The 17,719-nt window shown below is 72.8% G+C and carries 18 protein-coding genes; 7 read left to right on the top strand and 11 right to left on the bottom strand.

What is annotated here, in order from left to right; genetic code table 11:
* Positions 1-13: 13 nt before the first annotated feature.
* On the top strand, positions 14-769 hold the full coding sequence (locus ABT122_RS09760; protein ID WP_351548000.1) for an SURF1 family protein: 756 nt from the start codon (positions 14-16) through the stop codon (positions 767-769).
* A 205-nt stretch (positions 770-974) separates the two neighbouring features.
* Here ABT122_RS09760 and ABT122_RS09755 read toward each other — a convergent pair whose 3' ends face one another.
* The 7 genes from ABT122_RS09755 to ABT122_RS09725 form a co-directional block, all read right to left on the bottom strand.
* The gene (locus ABT122_RS09755; protein ID WP_351547997.1) at positions 975-2,318 is read right to left on the bottom strand and encodes a hypothetical protein; all 1,344 of its coding nucleotides are present in this window, start codon (positions 2,316-2,318) and stop codon (positions 975-977) included.
* Between the two features lie 71 nt (positions 2,319-2,389).
* The gene (locus tag ABT122_RS09750) at positions 2,390-2,965 is read right to left on the bottom strand and encodes a SigE family RNA polymerase sigma factor (protein WP_351547994.1); all 576 of its coding nucleotides are present in this window, start codon (positions 2,963-2,965) and stop codon (positions 2,390-2,392) included.
* Positions 2,966-3,603: 638 nt separating this feature from the next.
* The gene (locus ABT122_RS09745; RefSeq protein WP_351547992.1) at positions 3,604-4,662 is read right to left on the bottom strand and encodes an aspartate-semialdehyde dehydrogenase; all 1,059 of its coding nucleotides are present in this window, start codon (positions 4,660-4,662) and stop codon (positions 3,604-3,606) included.
* Positions 4,659-5,930: an aspartate kinase gene (locus tag ABT122_RS09740; protein ID WP_351547991.1), complete on the bottom strand. Its 1,272-nt coding sequence runs from the start codon at positions 5,928-5,930 to the stop codon at positions 4,659-4,661. The genes ABT122_RS09745 and ABT122_RS09740 overlap by 4 nt, the downstream gene beginning before the upstream one ends.
* Positions 5,931-6,240: 310 nt before the next feature.
* A complete protein-coding gene (locus ABT122_RS09735; RefSeq protein ID WP_351547989.1) occupies positions 6,241-6,897 on the bottom strand; it encodes a DUF5063 domain-containing protein in 657 nt (218 codons plus the stop codon).
* Entirely contained in the window at positions 6,890-7,489 is a 600-nt protein-coding gene (gene recR / locus ABT122_RS09730) for a recombination mediator RecR (RefSeq protein WP_351547987.1), read from the bottom strand. The genes ABT122_RS09735 and recR overlap by 8 nt, the downstream gene beginning before the upstream one ends.
* A gap of 82 nt (positions 7,490-7,571) precedes the next feature.
* Positions 7,572-7,907 carry a YbaB/EbfC family nucleoid-associated protein gene (locus tag ABT122_RS09725; RefSeq protein ID WP_351548168.1) on the bottom strand — a complete coding sequence of 112 codons (336 nt, stop codon included), beginning with the start codon at positions 7,905-7,907 and terminating at the stop codon, positions 7,572-7,574.
* 300 nt (positions 7,908-8,207) lie between these two features.
* On the opposite strand from ABT122_RS09725, the gene ABT122_RS09720 reads away from it, so the two are divergent.
* From ABT122_RS09720 to ABT122_RS09700, 5 genes are all read left to right on the top strand, one after another.
* Positions 8,208-8,951, top strand: a complete 744-nt coding sequence (locus tag ABT122_RS09720) for an SLATT domain-containing protein (RefSeq protein ID WP_351547985.1) — start codon at positions 8,208-8,210, stop codon at positions 8,949-8,951.
* Positions 8,952-9,058: 107 nt separating this feature from the next.
* Entirely contained in the window at positions 9,059-9,709 is a 651-nt protein-coding gene (locus ABT122_RS09715; RefSeq protein WP_351547982.1) for a HEAT repeat domain-containing protein, read from the top strand.
* A gap of 6 nt (positions 9,710-9,715) precedes the next feature.
* Entirely contained in the window at positions 9,716-10,720 is a 1,005-nt protein-coding gene (locus tag ABT122_RS09710; RefSeq protein ID WP_351547979.1) for a HEAT repeat domain-containing protein, read from the top strand.
* Positions 10,721-10,842: 122 nt separating this feature from the next.
* The gene (locus ABT122_RS09705; protein ID WP_351547976.1) at positions 10,843-11,067 is read left to right on the top strand and encodes a hypothetical protein; all 225 of its coding nucleotides are present in this window, start codon (positions 10,843-10,845) and stop codon (positions 11,065-11,067) included.
* Positions 11,060-11,353 carry a hypothetical protein gene (locus ABT122_RS09700; RefSeq protein ID WP_451067959.1) on the top strand — a complete coding sequence of 98 codons (294 nt, stop codon included), beginning with the start codon at positions 11,060-11,062 and terminating at the stop codon, positions 11,351-11,353. Before ABT122_RS09705 ends, ABT122_RS09700 begins: the two co-directional genes overlap by 8 nt.
* A 115-nt stretch (positions 11,354-11,468) precedes the next feature.
* On the opposite strand, the gene ABT122_RS09695 is transcribed toward ABT122_RS09700, so the two are convergent.
* The 3 genes from ABT122_RS09695 to ABT122_RS09685 all read right to left on the bottom strand — a co-directional run bounded on the left by ABT122_RS09695 (position 11,469) and on the right by ABT122_RS09685 (position 15,503).
* A complete protein-coding gene (locus tag ABT122_RS09695) occupies positions 11,469-12,119 on the bottom strand; it encodes a putative DNA-mimic protein (RefSeq protein WP_351547970.1) in 651 nt (216 codons plus the stop codon).
* A 214-nt stretch (positions 12,120-12,333) separates the two neighbouring features.
* Complete coding sequence (locus ABT122_RS09690) at positions 12,334-14,805, bottom strand: dolichyl-phosphate beta-glucosyltransferase (RefSeq protein ID WP_351547967.1); 2,472 nt, start codon at positions 14,803-14,805, stop codon at positions 12,334-12,336.
* A 2-nt stretch (positions 14,806-14,807) separates the two neighbouring features.
* Complete coding sequence (locus tag ABT122_RS09685) at positions 14,808-15,503, bottom strand: GntR family transcriptional regulator (RefSeq protein ID WP_351547964.1); 696 nt, start codon at positions 15,501-15,503, stop codon at positions 14,808-14,810.
* A 78-nt stretch (positions 15,504-15,581) separates the two neighbouring features.
* On the opposite strand from ABT122_RS09685, the gene ABT122_RS09680 reads away from it, so the two are divergent.
* Entirely contained in the window at positions 15,582-16,007 is a 426-nt protein-coding gene (locus ABT122_RS09680) for a hypothetical protein (RefSeq protein WP_351547961.1), read from the top strand.
* Between the two features lie 247 nt (positions 16,008-16,254).
* On the opposite strand, the gene ABT122_RS09675 is transcribed toward ABT122_RS09680, so the two are convergent.
* Complete coding sequence (locus tag ABT122_RS09675; RefSeq protein WP_351547958.1) at positions 16,255-17,697, bottom strand: glycosyltransferase family 39 protein; 1,443 nt, start codon at positions 17,695-17,697, stop codon at positions 16,255-16,257.
* Positions 17,698-17,719: the final 22 nt, after the last annotated feature.

Raw genomic sequence — 17,719 nt, 5'->3', positions numbered from 1 at the left:
GTACCGTGGAGGGGTGTACCGCTTCCTGCTGACGCCCCGGTGGTGGGGCATCAATGTCTTCGTCGTGCTGGCGATCCCCTTCTGCATCTTCATGGGGACCTGGCAGCTCGGGAAGTTCGAGGACCGGGTCGACACCCATCAGGACGCCCAGCGGGAGCCCGAGCCCGGTGAGCGGCGGCCGGCGCCGCTGGAGAAGCTGCTGCCGGTCGACACGGAGACCTCGGGCCGGCCGGCCACGGCCAGCGGCGTCTACGGCACCCAGTTCCTGGTGCCCGACCGCGATGTGGACGGGGAGCGCGGCGACTATGTGCTGACGCTGCTGAGGACCGACGGCGGCAGGACCCTTCCCGTGGTCCGGGGCTGGGTCGCCAAGGGCGGCCCGGTCCCCGCCGCGCCCACCGGCCGGGTCACCGTGACCGGCGCCCTCCAGGCATCGGAGAACGCGGGCACGGACGGGGCGCACACGGCGGGCGGGCTGCCCGCCGGCCAGCTGGGGATGATCAGTGCCGCCTCGCTGGTGAATCTGGTCCCGGACGATGTGTACGACGCCTGGATCACGCTGACGGAGGCGGACAGCGGGATGGTCGCCGTGCCGGCGGCCGTCGCGGAGGGCAGCGGGCTGGACATGAAGGCGTTCCAGAACCTGGGGTACACCGGCGAGTGGTTCGTCTTCGCGGCGTTCGTGCTGTTCATGTGGTTCCGCCTGGCCCGCCGTGAGGCGGAGGCGGCCCGGGACCGCTCACTGGGCCTGGAGCCCGAGCAGGTCTGAGCCGGTCCGGCACCCCGCCCCGGCCGTGGCCGTCCCCGCCGTCCCGACCCGGCGGACCGGGTCGGGACGGCGCGGGGAGAGCGCGAGGACGACAGGGACAGCGGGGCGGCGGAGGCCGGTGTCCGGGTCGTCTCCTTCGGAGCCTGCCGGGCTCGTGAGCCCTGGCACGCGCCTCGCCGATCCGGCCCGATCCGAGAGAGACGACCTAGCCCGCGTTCAGCAGGCCCGTCTGGTAGAGCGTGCCCGCGCAGGCGTTGGGGATCACGGCCTGGGCCGTGGGTGCTCCCGGCTCCGCGACATGGCTCACGGCGACACTGCCGTCCTGGAGCCCGCCGTCCTCGGTGATCAGCTGCGGCACGGTCTCCTCGGGCACGGTGCCTCCCCCGCCACCGGTCTCCCCGTCGGTGCCGTCCTCCGAGGGGCTGGGAGCGGGGGACTCGCCCTCGCCGCCCTCGGTGGGACAGGTCTCGCTCGGCACCCAGGCGAACCGCACCTCGTAGGCGGCACCGGAGGCGAGGGTGAGCGACTCGACCTCCAGCGACGGATCGGGCAGACCGCTCGCGGGGCCTCCCGCCGTGTGCCGGGCCAGGACCACCTTCGCGGGGTCGGCCGCGCCCAGCGTCTCCAGACCGAGCTGACCGCCGCCGACGACGCACGAGCCGTCGGAGACATTGGCGATCCGGAACACTCCGTACACCTTGCCCTCGGTGTCGGGGGCGCCCGCCTCCTGCACGGAGACGCTGAGCCGCTCGGCGTCGCAGACGGACGAGGCGGAGGCGACCCGGCCCGGCGGCTGGTCCGGCTCGTCGCCGCCGCCACCGGTGGTGGCGGCGCCGGAGCTGTACTCGTCGGGCCGGTCGTCCGGGCCCTTGCTGGCCTCGCCCTTCTCCCGGTCCTTCGGCCTGCCCGAAGCCCCGCTGGTGGGGCCGCCGGTCGAACCGGTCTTCTGCCGGTCCTTCGCGGTCTCGCTGCCGGGGTCGCCGAGGGGGTCGGGGTTGTGCCCGATGCTGACGGAGCCGGTCCGGTCGCCGTTGCCGGAGCCCGCGACATGGACGAAGGCGGGGATCGCGGTGCCGATCAGCAGCGCGGCGGCGGCCATGCCGACCATGCCCTGCCGCTTGCGGGCCCGCCGCGCGGGCACGGCCCTGCGCAGGTGGTCGAGGGCGCCGTCCGAGGGTTCGAGGTCGCCGACCGCGCCCTGGAGGAGCCGGCGCAGCTCCGCCTCGCCCCCCGGTCCGGCCGTCCTGCCGAGGCCCGCGGCCCCCGGGATCTCCGCCGCTCCGGGGGTGACCCCGGTGTCCCGGGTCCCGCCGGTATCCCGGGCCTCCGCCGTGTCCGACGTGTCAGCGGTCTCTCCGGTATCACCGGTCTCCCCGGTCCCCGCCGCCGCGGCGGGTGCGGTCCCGGAGGTGCCGGAGGTGCCGGAGGTGCCGGAGGTGCCGGAGGCGTCGGAGGTGGCCCCCGAGGGGCCGGAGGCGTCGGAGGCACCGGGAGTCCCCGTGCTGTGATCGCGTCGATCGTCGCGACCGCTGTCCGGCCCGTTGTTCACAATTCCGTTCCCAGTCCGGTCGTCGAACGGTCCGTCCGGTCCTTGCTGATCAGGGTTCTGGCGGTCCCCGCTCATGTGGCCGCCTCCATGACGACCCGCAGCGCCGCTATGCCCCGGGAGCCGTACGCCTTCACCGAGCCGAGCGATATGCCGAGCGTCTCGGCGACCTGGGCCTCGGTCATATCGGCGAAGTACCGCAGCACGAGCACCTCGCGCTGCCGCCGCTGGAGTCCGCGCATCGCCTTGATCAGGGCGTCCCGCTCCAACTGGTCGTAGGCGCCCTCCTCGGCGCTCGCCATGTCGGGCATGGGCTTGGAGAGCAGCTTGAGGCCGAGGATGCGGCGGCGCAGCGCGGACCGGGAGAGGTTGACGACGGTCTGCCGCAGATAGGCGAGGGTCTTCTCCGGGTCGCGGACCCGCTTGCGCGCGGAGTGGACGCGGATGAACGCCTCCTGCACCACGTCCTCGCAGGAGGCGGTGTCGTCGAGGAGGAGTGCCGCGAGGCCGAGCAGCGAGCGGTAGTGGGCGCGGTAGGTCTCGGTGAGGTGGTCGACGGTGGTGCCCGCGGTCATCGTCGTGTCAGCGCCCTCGCGCTGGGCGGGCAGCCGGGTGGCGCCGGGCGTGGGCATGGGGGCGATCACCGGCATGCCGCCCGTCGAGCGGGGTCTGCGCCCGGGGCGCACCAGAGCGCCGGGCGCTCCCGCCGCCGGTCCGCCGCCGTCCGCCGTCGCGGTGTCCCCGCGGGCCGGGGCCGCCGCACCGCCGCGCGCCGGACCTCCGCGTACGGGAACGACTGAACCGCTCCGGAGCAGGCGCAACGGCGCGCTGCGGACCGGGGCCACTCCTGCGATATCGAGAACCTCTGCCACGCCTGTTGGACACGTTTCCCCCCGTCAGGGTTGTACGCGTACGCCACCGTCTTTGACGGTGTTTTATTTGCCCTCATGCGTACTCGCTCTTCCCCAATGCCCCATTTTTCGCGGCACCGTATAGAGGTGAACGCGAAGACGCCTCCGGCCCGGCCGCCGGTTGCGGTACCGAGGGAGCGAATTCTCGGCCGTCCCTCCACCTCGGGCCAAATGGTACAGACCTTCATCCCCGTCACACTCTGCCCATGGGACGTTCACAGATCCTACAAACCGGAACCGGTCCCTTGTCCAGACTTAACGGGGAATCACCCTGGTCAGAGGCGATCTGACCAGAGGTCAGCACCCGTAAATGAGGGACAAGACATCAGACAGCGGACATCAAGGGCAGCGAAAGCGGACCCGAGGGCACCGGGAGATCACCGCGCGAATTCGGCGCCGACCGCCTCGGCGATCTGCGCGCAATTCAGCGCGGACCCCTTGCGGAGATTGTCGCCGCAGACGAACAGCTCCAGCGCGCACTCGTCGTCCGGCGCCCGCCGGACCCGTCCCACCCAGGTGGGATCGGTGCCGACGACATCGGCGGGCGTGGGGAAACCGCCCGAGGCCGGATCGTCGTAGAGCACCACCCCGGGGGAGGTCGCGAGGATCTCGTGCGCCCGCGCCACCGTGACCTCGCGCTCGAAGCGGGCGTGGACCGCGAGGGAGTGGGCGGTGAGCACCGGCACCCGTACACAGGTCGCCGCGACCTTCAGCGCCGGCAGATCCAGGACCTTGCGGGTCTCCTCGCGCAGCCCGCGCTCCTCGGACGACCAGCCGCCGTCCTCCAGCGTGCCCGCCCAGGGCATCACATTGAGCGCGAGCGGGGCGGCGAAGGGCCCGAGCCCGGTGTCCCCGACGGCCCGCCGCACATCGCCGGGTGTCTCGCCCAGCTCCGTACCCGCGACCAGGGCGAGCTGGGAGCGCAGCGCGGCCACCGCGTCGCGGCCCTCGCCGCTGACGGCCTGGTAGGAGGCGACGACCAGCTCGCGCAGCCCGAACTCGGCGTGCAGCGCGCCCACCGCCGGAATCATGGCGAGAGTGGTGTCGTGGGGGCTCGCGACGATGCCGCGCGGACGCATCCGCACGGCATGGGGGTTGACCTCCGGCACGACCAGCGGCACATCCGGATCGAGCCGGAAGGCGGCGGAGGTGTCCACGACCACCGCGCCCCCGGCGGCGGCGACCGGCGCCCACCGCGCCGAGACCTCGGCGGGGACCAGGAAGAGCGCCACCTCGACCCCGTCGAGCGCCTCTTCGGTCAGCGGGAGCACTTCGCACTCCTGCCCGCGCACGGCCAGCTTGCGGCCGGCCGAGCGCGGGGAGGCGATCAGGCGTATCTCGCCCCAGATGTCCTCGTGCTGGGAGAGGATCTGGAGCATCACCGCACCGACGGCTCCGGTCGCTCCGACGACCGCGAGCGCCGGCTTGCGGTTCATCGTCCGGTGCCCCCGTAGACGACCGCCTCGTCGGAGTCGCTGTCCAGGCCGAAGGCGGAGTGCACGGCGCGCACGGCCTCGTTCACATCGTCGGCGCGGGTGACCACCGAGATACGGATCTCGGATGTCGAGATCAGCTCGATGTTCACCCCCGCGTCCGAGAGCGCCTCGAAGAAGGAGGCGGTGACGCCGGGGTTGGTCTTCATCCCCGCGCCGACCAGGGAGATCTTGCCGATCTGGTCGTCGTAGCGGAGCGAGTCGAAGCCGATGGACGCCCGCGCCTTCTCCAGCGCGTCGATCGCCTTGGCACCGTCCGTCTTCGGGAGGGTGAAGGAGATATCGGTGAGGGCGGTGGTGGCCGCCGACACGTTCTGGACGACCATGTCGATGTTGATCTCGGCATTGGCGATGGTACGGAAGATCGCCGCGGCCTCGCCCGGCTTGTCGGGGACGCCGACGACCGTGACCTTGGCCTCGGAGACGTCGTGGGCGACTCCGGAGATGATGGCGTGCTCCACCTGCTGGTCTCCCTGCGGCTCGTTGCTGACCCAGGTGCCGCGCAGTCCGGAGAAGGACGAGCGGACATGGATCGGAATGTTGTATCGGCGGGCGTACTCGACGCAGCGGTGCAGCAGCACCTTGGACCCGGACGAGGCCAGCTCCAGCATGTCCTCGAAGGAGATCCAGTCCATCTTCCGGGCCTTGGGGACCACCCGGGGGTCGGCGGTGAAGACGCCGTCCACATCGGTGTAGATCTCACAGACCTCGGCGTCCAGCGCGGCGGCGAGGGCGACGGCGGTGGTGTCGGAGCCGCCCCGGCCGAGGGTGGTGATGTCCTTCTTGTCCTGGGACACACCCTGGAAGCCGGCGACGATGGCGATATTGCCCTCGTCCAGCGCGGTGCGAATCCGCCCCGGCGTCACATCGATGATGCGCGCCTTGTTGTGGACCGAGTCGGTGATGACGCCCGCCTGGCTGCCCGTGAAGGACTGGGCCTCGTGGCCCAGGTTTTTGATCGCCATGGCCAGCAGCGCCATGGAGATGCGCTCCCCCGCGGTCAGCAGCATGTCGAACTCGCGCCCGGCAGGGATGGGTGACACCTGCCCGGCGAGATCGATCAGCTCGTCCGTCGTGTCGCCCATCGCGGATACCACGACGACCACCTGGTGGCCGTTCTTCTTGGCATCGACGATCCTCTTGGCGACGCGCTTGATGCCCTCGGCATCGGCAACGGAGGAACCCCCGTACTTCTGCACGACAAGGCCCACGTGCGCTCCTCGCTCGGTCTCTCCACCACAGCCATGTACTGCGGTCGGCTCAGTCTAACGAGCGCCCCGCCGGGCTCCAGGGGCAGTCACATCGTGAGATGCGCTGCTCAGGGAGTGATCCGGTGGGCGCTCCGAGCGACTTCTGCCCGGGGAGCGGCGGTGTACGCGGAGTGTGGGGCGGTTCACACGGGGTCCCGCCACCCGGCCGGACCAGGGCCGCCGGGGAGCGCGCGGCCGGCCCCGCCACCCGGCCGGGCCGGCCGTCACCTCCGGGCCGTTCCGCCGGTCTCCGCCGGTCTCTCCGCCCGTCTCAGCCGGTACGCAGTCCCAGCGGGGCCGCGATCTCCTCGGCCATCACCTTGCCGGCCTCCTCGGCCAGCGCGTCGTCGGCGAGGTCCTCGTCCGTGTCCAGACCGTCCAGCTCCTGGAGCGGCTGGTCGAGGCGGACATGGGAGACCAGCGACTGAAGGGCCCGCAGGGTGGCGGAGGCCGTGGGCCCCCAGTTGGAGAAGTACGAGAACTGCCACCACCACAGCGCCTCCGTCGTCCGGCCCGCCCGGTAGTGGGCGAGACCATGACGGAGATCGGTCACGATATCGGCGAGGTTGTCCGAGATCCGGTACGCGACCGGCGCCTTGCGCGGCTCGTACGGGTCGAAGACCTCGGAGAACACATCCACCGGGTCGAGCAGCACGGCGAACCGCTCGCGCAGATCGTCGAGATCCGGCTCCGGGCCGGTGTCCGGCTCGTACCGCTCGTCCGGGAGGATGTCCTCGTGCGCGCCGAGCCGGCCGCCGGTGAGCAGCAGCTGGGAGACCTCCAGCAGCAGGAAGGGCACCGCGCTGTCGGGCTCGTCGCCCTTCGCGACCTCGGTGGTCGCGACAATGAAGGACTCGATCGAATCCGCGATCTGGACCGCGAAATCGGCGGGGTCCTGATGCGTCGCATGCAGCATGACGTCAGACATCGAGAAGTCGTCTCCCCTCGAAGGCACGCCCCAGCGTGACCTCGTCGGCGTATTCCAAGTCTCCCCCCACGGGCAGACCGCTGGCCAGCCGAGTGACCCGCAGGCCCATCGGCTTGATCATGCGCGCCAGATACGTGGCGGTGGCCTCGCCCTCCAGATTGGGGTCCGTGGCGAGGATCAACTCGGTGACCGTGCCGTCGGCGAGGCGGGCCAGCAGCTCACGAATCCGCAGATCGTCGGGCCCGACGCCCTCGATGGGGCTGATCGCCCCGCCGAGTACGTGGTAGCGGCCCCGGAACTCCCGGGTCCGCTCGATGGCGACCACGTCCTTGGACTCCTCCACCACGCAGATGACGGAGAGGTCCCGGCGCGGGTCGCGGCAGATGTTGCACAGCTCCTGCTGGGCGACATTGCCGCAGACCGCACAGAAGCGGACCTTGTCCTTCACCTCCAGCAGGGCGTGGGCGAGGCGCCGGACATCGGTCGGCTCGGCCTGAAGGATGTGGAAGGCGATCCGCTGCGCGCTCTTGGGACCGACGCCGGGCAGCCTGCCCAGTTCGTCGATGAGGTCCTGAACCACGCCTTCGTACAACGGATTGCCTCTCCTTCGCTTCCTTCGCGCCCTGCGTCCGCACAGCCCCTACGGCTCGTACGGTAGTTGGTCCGCCGCCGCCTTAGAAGGGCAGACCCGGCATCCCGCCCAGTCCCTGGGCCAGCGGGCCGAGCTTCTGCTGCTGGAGCTGCTGCGCGTTCTCGTTGGCGGCCTGGACGGCGGCGACGACGAGATCCGCGAGGGTCTCGGTGTCCTCCGGGTCGACCGCCCTGGGGTCGATGACCAGGCCGCGCAGTTCACCGGAGCCGTTCACGGTCGCGGTCACCAGACCACCGCCCGCCTGCCCCTCGACCTCGGTCCGCGCCAGCTCCTCCTGGGCCGCGGCGAGGTCCTGCTGCATCTTCTGGGCCTGCTGGAGGAGCTGCTGCATATTGGGCTGGCCACCACCGGGGATCACGGTCACTCCTGGCACTTTCGACGACAGATGTTCGGTATGCCGAGCCTACGTGGTACCCGGGCAGCTCGCCGAACCCCGCGACGGGGACTCTTTCGAGTGAGTATCGTGCGGGTCCTCTACCTGATCACCGCCCGAGTGTGGTCGGACAAACCCGGATTTCCCGCACGAGGACCACCATTCGGCGGTAGGAAGGGCTCACGCGTCAGCATGCGTGCGCGAGCCAAGCACACCGTTCGGAACGCAGCGTCACACCGCCGTTACCCGTTACGCAGGACACACGTTACGCAGAGGAGTGCCCCGGTGAGCCAGCCGGAGATGCAGCCCGGGGGGCCGGCCCGGGAGGAGCGCGGTGAGGTGCCGCGCGGGGATCTGACCGGCAGGCCCTTTCCGCTCGGCGACTGGGGGGAGCCCGCGGAGCGGCTGGACGAGCTGTTCCGGTGGGTGGAGGCGGGAGCGCTGCGGACCACCGAGTGGTATCTGAGGGACCGCGTCTGGAAGCGCCGCACCGGGCGGGTGCTGCGCTCCGCCGCCGCCCTCGGCTTCGTGGCCGGCGCCGCGCTCCCCCTCCTGGATCTCACCGGCGCCCTGCCGACCGCCGCGGGCTGGGGCTATCTCGCCCTGCTGCTGGGGGCCGCGTGCCTCGCCTGCGACCGGTACTTCGGGGTGACCTCCGGCTGGATGCGGAATGTCGCGACCGCGCAGGCGGTGCAGCGCAGGCTCCAGGTGCTCCAGTTCGACTGGGCGTCGGAGAGCGTACGGGAGGTGCTGGGCCCGGCGGAGGGGACGGCGGGCGAGGCGGCGGAGCGGTGCCTCGGGGTGCTGCGGCGGTTCTCGGAGGATGTGACCGAGCTGGTCCGCGCGGAGACCGCCGACTGGATGCGCGAGTTCGCCGGCGCGCCGGCGCCCCTGCTCCTCCAGTCCACCCCGCTCCCTCTGTCCTCGGCCCTCCGCCCCCCGGACCCGCCGGCTCCGGCCCGCGCCCCGCTCCCTCCGGGGACCCGTCCGAACATGCCCCGGCAGCGCCCGCCGGAGTCGCCGCGCTGAGAACCGCGTACCGGACCCGCGTACCGGCCGCGTACCGGACCCGCGTGCCGCACGGGTTGACCTTGCCACGGTGACAAGCTCTTCACTGTGCCGAGGAGGTGGTCCCGATGACCGATGCGCAGCAGGTTCTCCACGCGCTGGAGGACAACCGTCCGTCCGTGCGGCTGCGGGCCGCGCTGGCGGCCGGCACCAACCCCGACACCCGGTTGGTCGGCGGGCTCGTCGAACGGTGCGCGGTGGAGCCCGACTTCTCCGTACGGGAGATGCTGACCTGGGCGCTCACCCGCCATCCGGCGGCGTCGACCGTCCCGGAGCTGCTGGACGAGGTCCGCTCGGAGCGGACCCAGGCGCGGAGCCAGGCACTGCACACCCTCTCCAAGATCGGGGACCGGCGGGCCTGGCCGGCGATCACCCCGGAGCTGCTCTCCGACGCCGACGACGAGGTGGCGCGGAGCGCTTGGCGGGCGGCGGTGGCACTCGTGCCCGAGGGCGCGGAGCCCGGGCTGGCCGCGCGGCTGTCGACCCAGCTCGGGCGCGGTGGACGCGAGACGCGGCTGAGCCTCAGCCGGGCGCTGATCGCGCTCGGCGAGGTGATCCTGCCGGTGCTGCGCGCCGCTGCGCAGGCCCCCGACCCCGAGGCGCGCGCCCACGCGGCGGCCACGGAGCGGCTGCTGCGCGACCCGGACGCGGGGTTCGAGTTCGCGATCGAGGAGGCGAAGCGTGTGGTGGCGCTCGGTGGAGCGGGCCAGGAGGGGTGAGGCGCCGTGCTGATCGGTGAGGTGGCACGGCGGTCCGGGGTCAGCGCCCGCATGCTCAGGCACTACGAATCGCTCGGCCTGGTGCGGGCCTCGGGCCGTACCGGCGGGGGCTACCGGGAGTACTCCACCGAGGACATCCGGCGGATCTTCCACATCGAGAGCCTGCGGTCGCTGGGGCTGTCGCTGAGCGACATCGGGCGGGCGCTGGACGAACCGGACTTCGCACCCTCGGAGCTGGTCGACGACCTCATCCGCCGGACGCGGGAGCGCATCGCGAACGATACGGAGCTGCTCACCCGGCTCCGTCGGATCGGCGCCAACGAACCCGCCGACTGGGAGGAGGTCCTCGGAACCGTCTCGCTCCTGCGGGCGCTGGGGTCGGCGAACCCGGGGAGGCGCCAGCGCGCGGCGCTGTCCTCGGCCGAGGAGGTCCCGGTGCCGGTTCAGGCCCTGGTGGAGGCGGCTCTGAGCGAGCCGGACCCGTATGTCGCCGGGGCCCTGCGCTGGGCGCTGGCGCAATCGGGCCCGGGTGGAGCGGCGCTGCTGGCGGAGGGCCTCGGCTCCCCCTCGGCCGAGGTGCGCGAACGCGCCGTCCGGTCCCTCGCCGAGATCCCCGGCGACGAGTCCACCGCGCTGCTGCGGTCCGCCCTCGCCGGCCCCGATTCCGCGCTCCGCGGACACGCGGCTCTGGAGCTGGGGGCGCGCGGGGTGGCCGAGGCGGTCCCGCAGCTTGTCGGCATGGTCGCCGAGGGAACGAACGACGTCGCCTCGGCGGACGCGCTGAGCGCCCTGGCGAGCGACCCCGGGCGGGCGGACCGGATCGCCGCCGCCCTCGTCGGCCGCCTCGCCCACGGCGCCACCGGTCCCCCCGCCCGCCGCCGGCTGACCCAGGCCCTCGCCGAGATCCCGGGGGACGGGGCCTCACGCGCGCTCACGGAGCTGTCCCGGGACGGGGACCGGGTGGTGGCGCTCACGGCGGCGTACGTTCTGGGGTTGAGGGAGGAGCGGTAGGGGGTGTCGCAGGCGGCGGGGCGGCGGGGGTCGCGGCCCGGCTCCTCCCCGGTGGGACTCGTCCGGGTGAGGCACCCGTCGATACCGGCCCTGGGGCAGTGCGGGGGCGGTAGTCCTCTGCCATGGGAATCGGGGACCGGCACCAGAAGAAGGATGTCGAGGCGGCGCTGAGAAGGGCCGAGGCATGTGGTCTCAAGGTGACGCACGACAAGAACCGGCACCGCTGGGGATACGTCATCTGCTGCCCGTGCGACGACAGCGTGCGGGTGTACTGCACCCCCAGAAACGCGGGAGAAGAGGCGAAGAAGATCAATGGCTTCATCAGAAACCACCAGAACTGTGCGTAGCTGGCACTTCAACCTGTGCCTGCGGGACGCCCTCACCCCGGAGCAGTCGGACACGCTGGACGGGCTCGACCGCTTCAACGACGGACGCATCGGACTGGCCGAGGCACCCGGCTACTCCCGGTTCATCTGCTGCTTCGAGGCCGGGACCCTGACGGAGGCCATCGCGGAGGCGCTCTCCTTCTTCGACGACTTCCCCGGTGTCCTCATCCGCGGTGTCGAACTCGACCCCCTGGCACTTGAGTACAACGAGATGGCCACCGCGGCCGTCGTGCGTCTGCCGGAGTGACCGGACCCCGGAGCGCCCCGGAGCACCGGTCCGCCGCGCCGGAGGGCGGGGCGGGCCGGGGCTCCGGCCGGCCGGGGCGGGCTCGGGGGCTGCGGGCGCCGGGCGCGCGGGGCGGTCAGCTGAAGACGATCATCGAGCCCTGGCCCAGGCTCCGGGTCGCCGCCGCGTGCAGGCCCAGCCAGACGTGGCGCTCCCGGGCGAAGGGGCTCTCGTCGGGGGCGATCGGGGTCGCCGGTTCCTCCAGGGTGGTGGGCCGGTCCGGGGGACGAGGGGGTGAAGGCGGGTTGGCCGGGTCGATGCCGATCGCGGGGGCCACGAACTCCAGCTCCCGCAGCAGGCCCTGGGTGGAGCCCAGCGGGCCGCCGCCCGCGAGGAGTTCGTCGTTGGAGAGCGGCGCCGGGAAGTCGACGGGGACGTACGCGCCGGCGTGGTCGTAGTGCCAGACCAGGTGGGACTGCTGGGCCGTCGGCTCGAACATCTCCAGGAGCTGTTCGTAGTCCCCGCCCAGCTCGTCGACCGGGGTCACCGCCAGCCCGCACAGCTGGAGCAGATACGCCCGCCGCAGAAAGTGCAGCGCGTCGTAGTCGAACCCGGCGACCGGGGCCACGTCCCCGGAGAGTCCCGGCATGTACGCGAAGACCGGGACCGTCGGCAGTCCCGTCTCGGTCAGCGCCTTGTCATAGGCGGCCAGTTCTTCGGCGAAGGGGTTGTCGGGGCTGTGACACAGCACGTCGACAAGGGGGACCAGCCACAGGTCACAGGCCAAGGGAGGGCTCGCTCTCAGGCGGGATCGGGCACTGTCGTAGAACGGTCGGGACAGAGTACGGGGAAGGAGGCCCGGTCGGCGATGCCGTCGCGGGACCCCCGCCCCGCACACCGGAACCACCGTCGCACACCCGGACCCGCCCGCCGCCCGCCGGTCCGGACCCGCTCGCCCCGGCCGGCGGAAGCAGCCCACCGCCCGCCGGTCCGGACCCCGTTCAGCTCCCGGCGGTCCGGCCCACGTCCCACACCCACACACCGCCGACCTTCTCCCCGGCCCGGCCGAGCAGCTTCTCCACCGTCGTGTACAGCGCCTCCTCGTGGTGCTGTGCCGGCAGCACCACGACACCGGCCCGCCAGGCGGCCAGATCCTCGCGGGCCTGCCGCTGCCAGTCGGGGCCGATCTCGGGGACCTTGCCCGAACCCCGGACCTCGCCGAGGAGGTTGGAGGTGTGGCGCGGTGTGGAGCCGTAGATGCCCACCCGGTCCGGGCCCCACGGTCCGTTGAAGTAGCCGCCGGCCACGGGGAAGCCCATCCCGGTGGAGGACTGCCAGTACAGGGCGTCCGCGTTGGACGGGTCCGGCAGCGGCACCGTGACCACCGATTCCCCCTCGGCGAGATACGGGCGGTACATGCCCTCGGTGATGAACTCCGGCACCGGCGTCCGCTCCCGCACCGGATACGGCGTCGGCAGTACGGGCAGCAGCGCGGCGGCCACCGTCACCACGCCGGCCGCCCGCAGCGACCGGTCCCCGGCGACGGCGATCCGGTCCACCGCGAGCGCCAGCAGCATCCCGAAGACCGGGGCGCAGATCATCGCGACCCGGGACTCGATCACCGACTCCAGCAGCGGCAGCTCCGCCAGCAGCGACCACGGGCCGGGCAGCACGACGTCCGTCCCCGGAAGGCGGAAGTTCACCCCCAGCGACAGGAAGGCCGCCACCAGCGCCGTGAACGCGAGCGCCTTGACCAGCGCGAGCCGCCACAGCCAGACGGTGATCGCCGCGACCAGCGCCAGCACCGGCCAGCCGAAGAAGGCGTTCTGCTCGGTGCGGTTCATCGCCAGCGGATCGGCCTGCGCGTCCGAGCCCATCAGCGAGCGGCCCGCGAACTCCACGAACGCCAGCGGACTGTTGTGGGTGTTCGCGCCGTGCATCACATGCGTATAGCTCTGCGGGCCGAAGAACTGCCAGCCCAGCGGGAACGCCACCAGCGGCAGACAGACCGCGAGACCGATCAGCACGCCCCGGGCCAGCGGGCGCCGGACCGCCCGCGCCACATCCCTGCGCACCACCGCGTACCCGAGGGCGAAGAACACCATCCCCATGGCGGCGAGCAGCAGCGGCTCCTCGCCGAGGAAGATCTGGTACGTCGCGAAGAGGCCGAGCAGCACTCCGTCCCGTACGACATGGCGGCCCTCGCAGAGCCGCAGCGCCCGGTCCACGATCACCGGGATCATGAACAGCACCAGGAAGTTGGGGTGGGCGTTGCCGTGCGAGATCATCGGGGGCGCGAAGGCGGCGAAGGCCGCGCCGGTGGCCGCCGCCCAGCGGCTGGTCACCAGATGGCGCCCGATCAGCCGGAACCAGCAGATCGCGGTCGCGGCGAGTCCGAGGGTCAGCACCAGCGCCCAGGTGACGGTGGGGCCGAAGAGCAGGGTCACCGGGGTCAGCGGCACGGAGAGCCCGAGCATCACCGTGTTCGCCATCAGATTGACGCCCTCGGGATAGCCCTGGAACGTCGTGAACAGCGGGTTGCGGAGATGGGTCACATTCTCGGCGGTGACCCGGAAGAACCACTCCCACTGGTTCTGGTCCTGGCCCGCGTCGCCGAGATAGCCCCGGTCGAGATCCGCCCACAGATCCTTGTAGAGGAGGAAGGAGGCGAGGACGAAGAGGAACGCGATCAGCAGATCGGTGCGGCGGGCCGTCCGGGCCCGCAGCCGCAGCAGCTCCAGCAGCACCCGGCCGTAGTCCAGCGGTCTGACCTTGGAGCCCTCCTGGTGCGACCAGCGCACCGGGACCTCGGTCACCGGCCAGTCCGCGCGCCGGAAGTGCCGCAGTATCTCGACATCGATGCCCCATCCGTCCAGCCGGGAGTCGGCGAACGCCGTGCGGGCCCGCTCCCCGTCGAAGAGCTTGAACCCGCACTGGGTGTCGTGGATGCCGGGGACCGCGACCGCGCGTATCAGCCCGTTGCCCATCCGGCCGAGCCACTCGCGCACCCGCCACTGGTGGACCGCGATCTCGGAGTCGGGGTGGGCTCGCGAGCCGATCGCCGCCGCCGTCTCCCCGTCCGCGAGCCGCCGGTCCAGCCGGTCCAGATCCTCTATCGGGGTCGCGAGATCGGCGTCCGTGACCAGGACCCGGTGGCCGTACGAGGCGAGGACTCCGCGCCGGAGCGCGTCCCCCTTGCCCCGGTTCGCCCCGCCCTCGGCCGCGATCACGTGGATACGCGGCTCCTCGGCCGCCGCCTCCCGGGCGACCTTCGCGGTGGCGTCGGTGGAGCCGTCGTCCACCACGATCAGTTCCCACTCGCCCCAGCGCTCCGGGTCCGCGCGCAGATACGCGCGGATCGCGTCCAGGGTGGGGCGCAGCCGGCTCTCCTCGTTGTACGCGGGGATGACCACGCTCAGATCGGTGCCGCCGCTCCGGCTGCCGGCCGTCAGTGGTCCGGAGACCCGTTCCATCTTCAACGCTCCAGCCGATCCGCCCAGGCGAGCGCCCGGTCATTGCAGAGAGAGACGACGGACCGCGCCGCGTCGAGGTCGCCGAGTGACACCGCGTCGACCAGCTCCTCGTGGCCGCTCCACAGCCACCGGCGCCGGTCGGCGTCGGCGCGCAGGTGGGGGACGGAGAAGACCCAGCTCTGCACCCTCAACTGGTGCAGGAAGCTGGAGATGTAGGTGTTGGCGACGATGGAGCCGAGCTCGTGCCAGAACCGGAGGTCGTACGCGATGTGAATGTCCAGGTCCCCGCCGCGGGCCGCGCGGGCGGCCTCCTCCGCCCGGCGGCGCACCGGCACCACGGCCTTGATCTGCACCCGGGTGCGGCCGATGCGCTCGGCGTGCCGGAGCACACCGTCGATGACCAGGGAGCGGGACTCGATCATGGCGCGGTAGTCGTCGACGGAGAACTGGTGGACCCTGAAGCCCCGGTGCTGGTCGGAGTCGAGCAGTCCTTGGGCGGACAGGTCCACCAGGGCCTCGCGGACCGGGGTCGCGGAGACCCCGTACTGCTCGGCGATCTGCTTGACCGTGAATTCCTGTCCGGGCAGCAGTCGCCCGGCCAGTACCTCGTCACGCAGCGCGTCCGCGATCTGCTGCCGCAGGGTACTGCGGGTGACAGCGGTACTCGCTGCGCGCGGGCCTGGGCCGGGGCCGGGCATCGATGGCTTCTCCTTCGCCGGGGGTCCCGGACACGATAGGCCAGACGGTACGGAACGGGTGAGGTGCAGGTGCGGGACATGGATGCGGACGGGACGTTCGAGGCGGCGACGGGGGACGGCCCGGCGGGGGCGGCCGGGGGCGAGGAGCGGGCGGCGGAGGTGCGGGCGGCGTGGGCGGGGCTGCTCCAGATCCGCGCGCTCACGGGGACCGGGGGGATGCCCGCGGCGTGGGAGCGGGGGCGGATGGTGTGGGCGGTGGGGCTGGCGCTGGAGGCCGGTGGGGTGGCGCCTGCGGCGGGCGGGGTGGGGTATCGGGTGCGGGGGGAGGGGGAGGGGGGGCTTGTGGTGGTGGAGTGGGTGGGGGTGGAGGAGGAGGAGGTGGGGTTGCGGGAGTGTGTGCGGGTGCTGCGGGAGGCGGGCTGGGAGGCCCTCCTCTACCGCGGCCCGCGCCGCAAGCGCTTCCTCGAGGTCGAACCGCCCACCCCGCCCCCGCCCGGCGCCTGAGGACGGCCCCTGTGCCACAGGACCCCGCATCCCGCGGGCCACGGTCGGGGGCCAGCCCCCGAACCCCCGCGCCTCAATCGCCGGCGGGGCTGGGTGGTGCTGCTCAATCGCCGGCGGGGCTGGGTGGTGCTGCTCAAGCGCCGGAGGGGCTGGGGGGTGCTGCTCAAGCGCCGGAGGGGCTTGGGGTGCTCAGGTCACCAGCGGGACTGGGGTGGTGCCGCTCAGTCTCCGGCGGGGCTGGGGCTGATCAGCCCGTCCGGCGGTTGAGGACCGGTCCCCGGGCGCAGGAGCCCGGGGTGTAGAGGCCCACGCGGGCGCGGCTCACCACGCGTTCCTCGCAGAGGGTGAAGCGGGACCGCAGCACCTCCCGCTTGACCTCCTCCCCGCGCACCGCGTCCAGCGGCTCCCCCTCCAGGTCCTGGACCACCACCACCCTCCCCTCGTGCCGCGCCAGCCGCTCGCGGATCACCCCGGGGGGCGCGTCGGTGCCGTACAGCGTGTGGGAGGCGCGCGGAGGGCTCCCCAGCGACAGGTCCGTCAGGCCGCGGAAGGCCCCCGGGTGGACCAGGGTCCAGGCGCGGCGGCGCATCGGGGTGAAGAGCAGCCCGTCCCCCGGCCGGGCCATCTCCGCCACCGCCCCCGCCACCGCCCCCACATCGTTCTTGCGGCTCTGCGGCGACCGCAGATACGGCCCGAACACCACCAGCGTCACCACCGCCGCCCCGGCGGTCGCCAGCGCGGCGGCCGGGGACCAGTGGCGGTCCAGTACCGCGCCCAGAAGCAGGGCGAGACCGATGACATGGAACAGCACATAGCGGTCCACGAAGAGCGGATGGACGCAGGAGACCGCGAGCAGCAGCCCCATCGGCAGCGCCAGCAGCGGCAGGGCCACCGCCCGCACCGCCGCGCCGCCCGGGGTGCGGGCGCAGCCCCACCCCACCAGCACCAGCGCGGCGTACGCCGCCACCTCGGCCGGGCCCGGCGGGCCGATCCAGTCGACCTGGGCGGCCTGGGTCGTGCTGAACAGCGCCAGCGGCGCCAGCACCACCACCACGGCCAGCGCGGCCGTCACCCAGCCGCGCGGCGGCCTGTGCCGCACCGTCACCGCGTGCGCCGGCAGCGCCAGCACCGCGAACTCGTGCAGCAGACAGGCCGCGAGCATCAGCGCCGCGTACGCCCCCCAGCGCCGCTCCAGCAGCCGCAGCGTCGCGAACGTCACCAGCGCGCACACCATCGCGTACGAGCGCCCCTCCTGCGCGTACCGCTGGACGACCGGCAGCAGCGGCAGGACGAGGCCGGCGAGCAGCCCCGCGCGCGGGCCCGCGAGGCGCCGGCCGAGCAGGGCGACCCCGGCGGCCGTCGCGCACATCGCCAGCACGGACGGCAGCCGCAGCGGCACGAGCCCGGGGTCCCGGACGGCGAAGACGGCGCGCATCAGGAGGTAGTACAGACCGTGCACGGCGTCCGCCGACCCGAGCGTCCGCCAGATGCCCGGCACGGTCCGCCGGGCCATCTCGTAGGTGACCGCCTCGTCCCCCCACAGGGTCCCCTCGCGCCCGATCCCCCAGACCCCGAGCACCAGCATCAGCGCGGCCGGGGCGAGGGCGACCGTACGGGCGGAGAGGCGCGGCGCCCGGAGCGGGGCACGGACACCGGGGGCGGGGGAGGGCCGGGGCGCGGTATCGATCACCAGGCGAGTCCATCGGCCGCCG

The organism is Streptomyces sp. NPDC001985 (assembly GCF_040296845.1).
Classification (GTDB): Bacteria; Actinomycetota; Actinomycetes; order Streptomycetales; family Streptomycetaceae; genus Streptomyces.
Note: the sequence above shows the minus strand (reverse complement) of the source record. Positions and strands in the feature narration are given on the sequence as shown.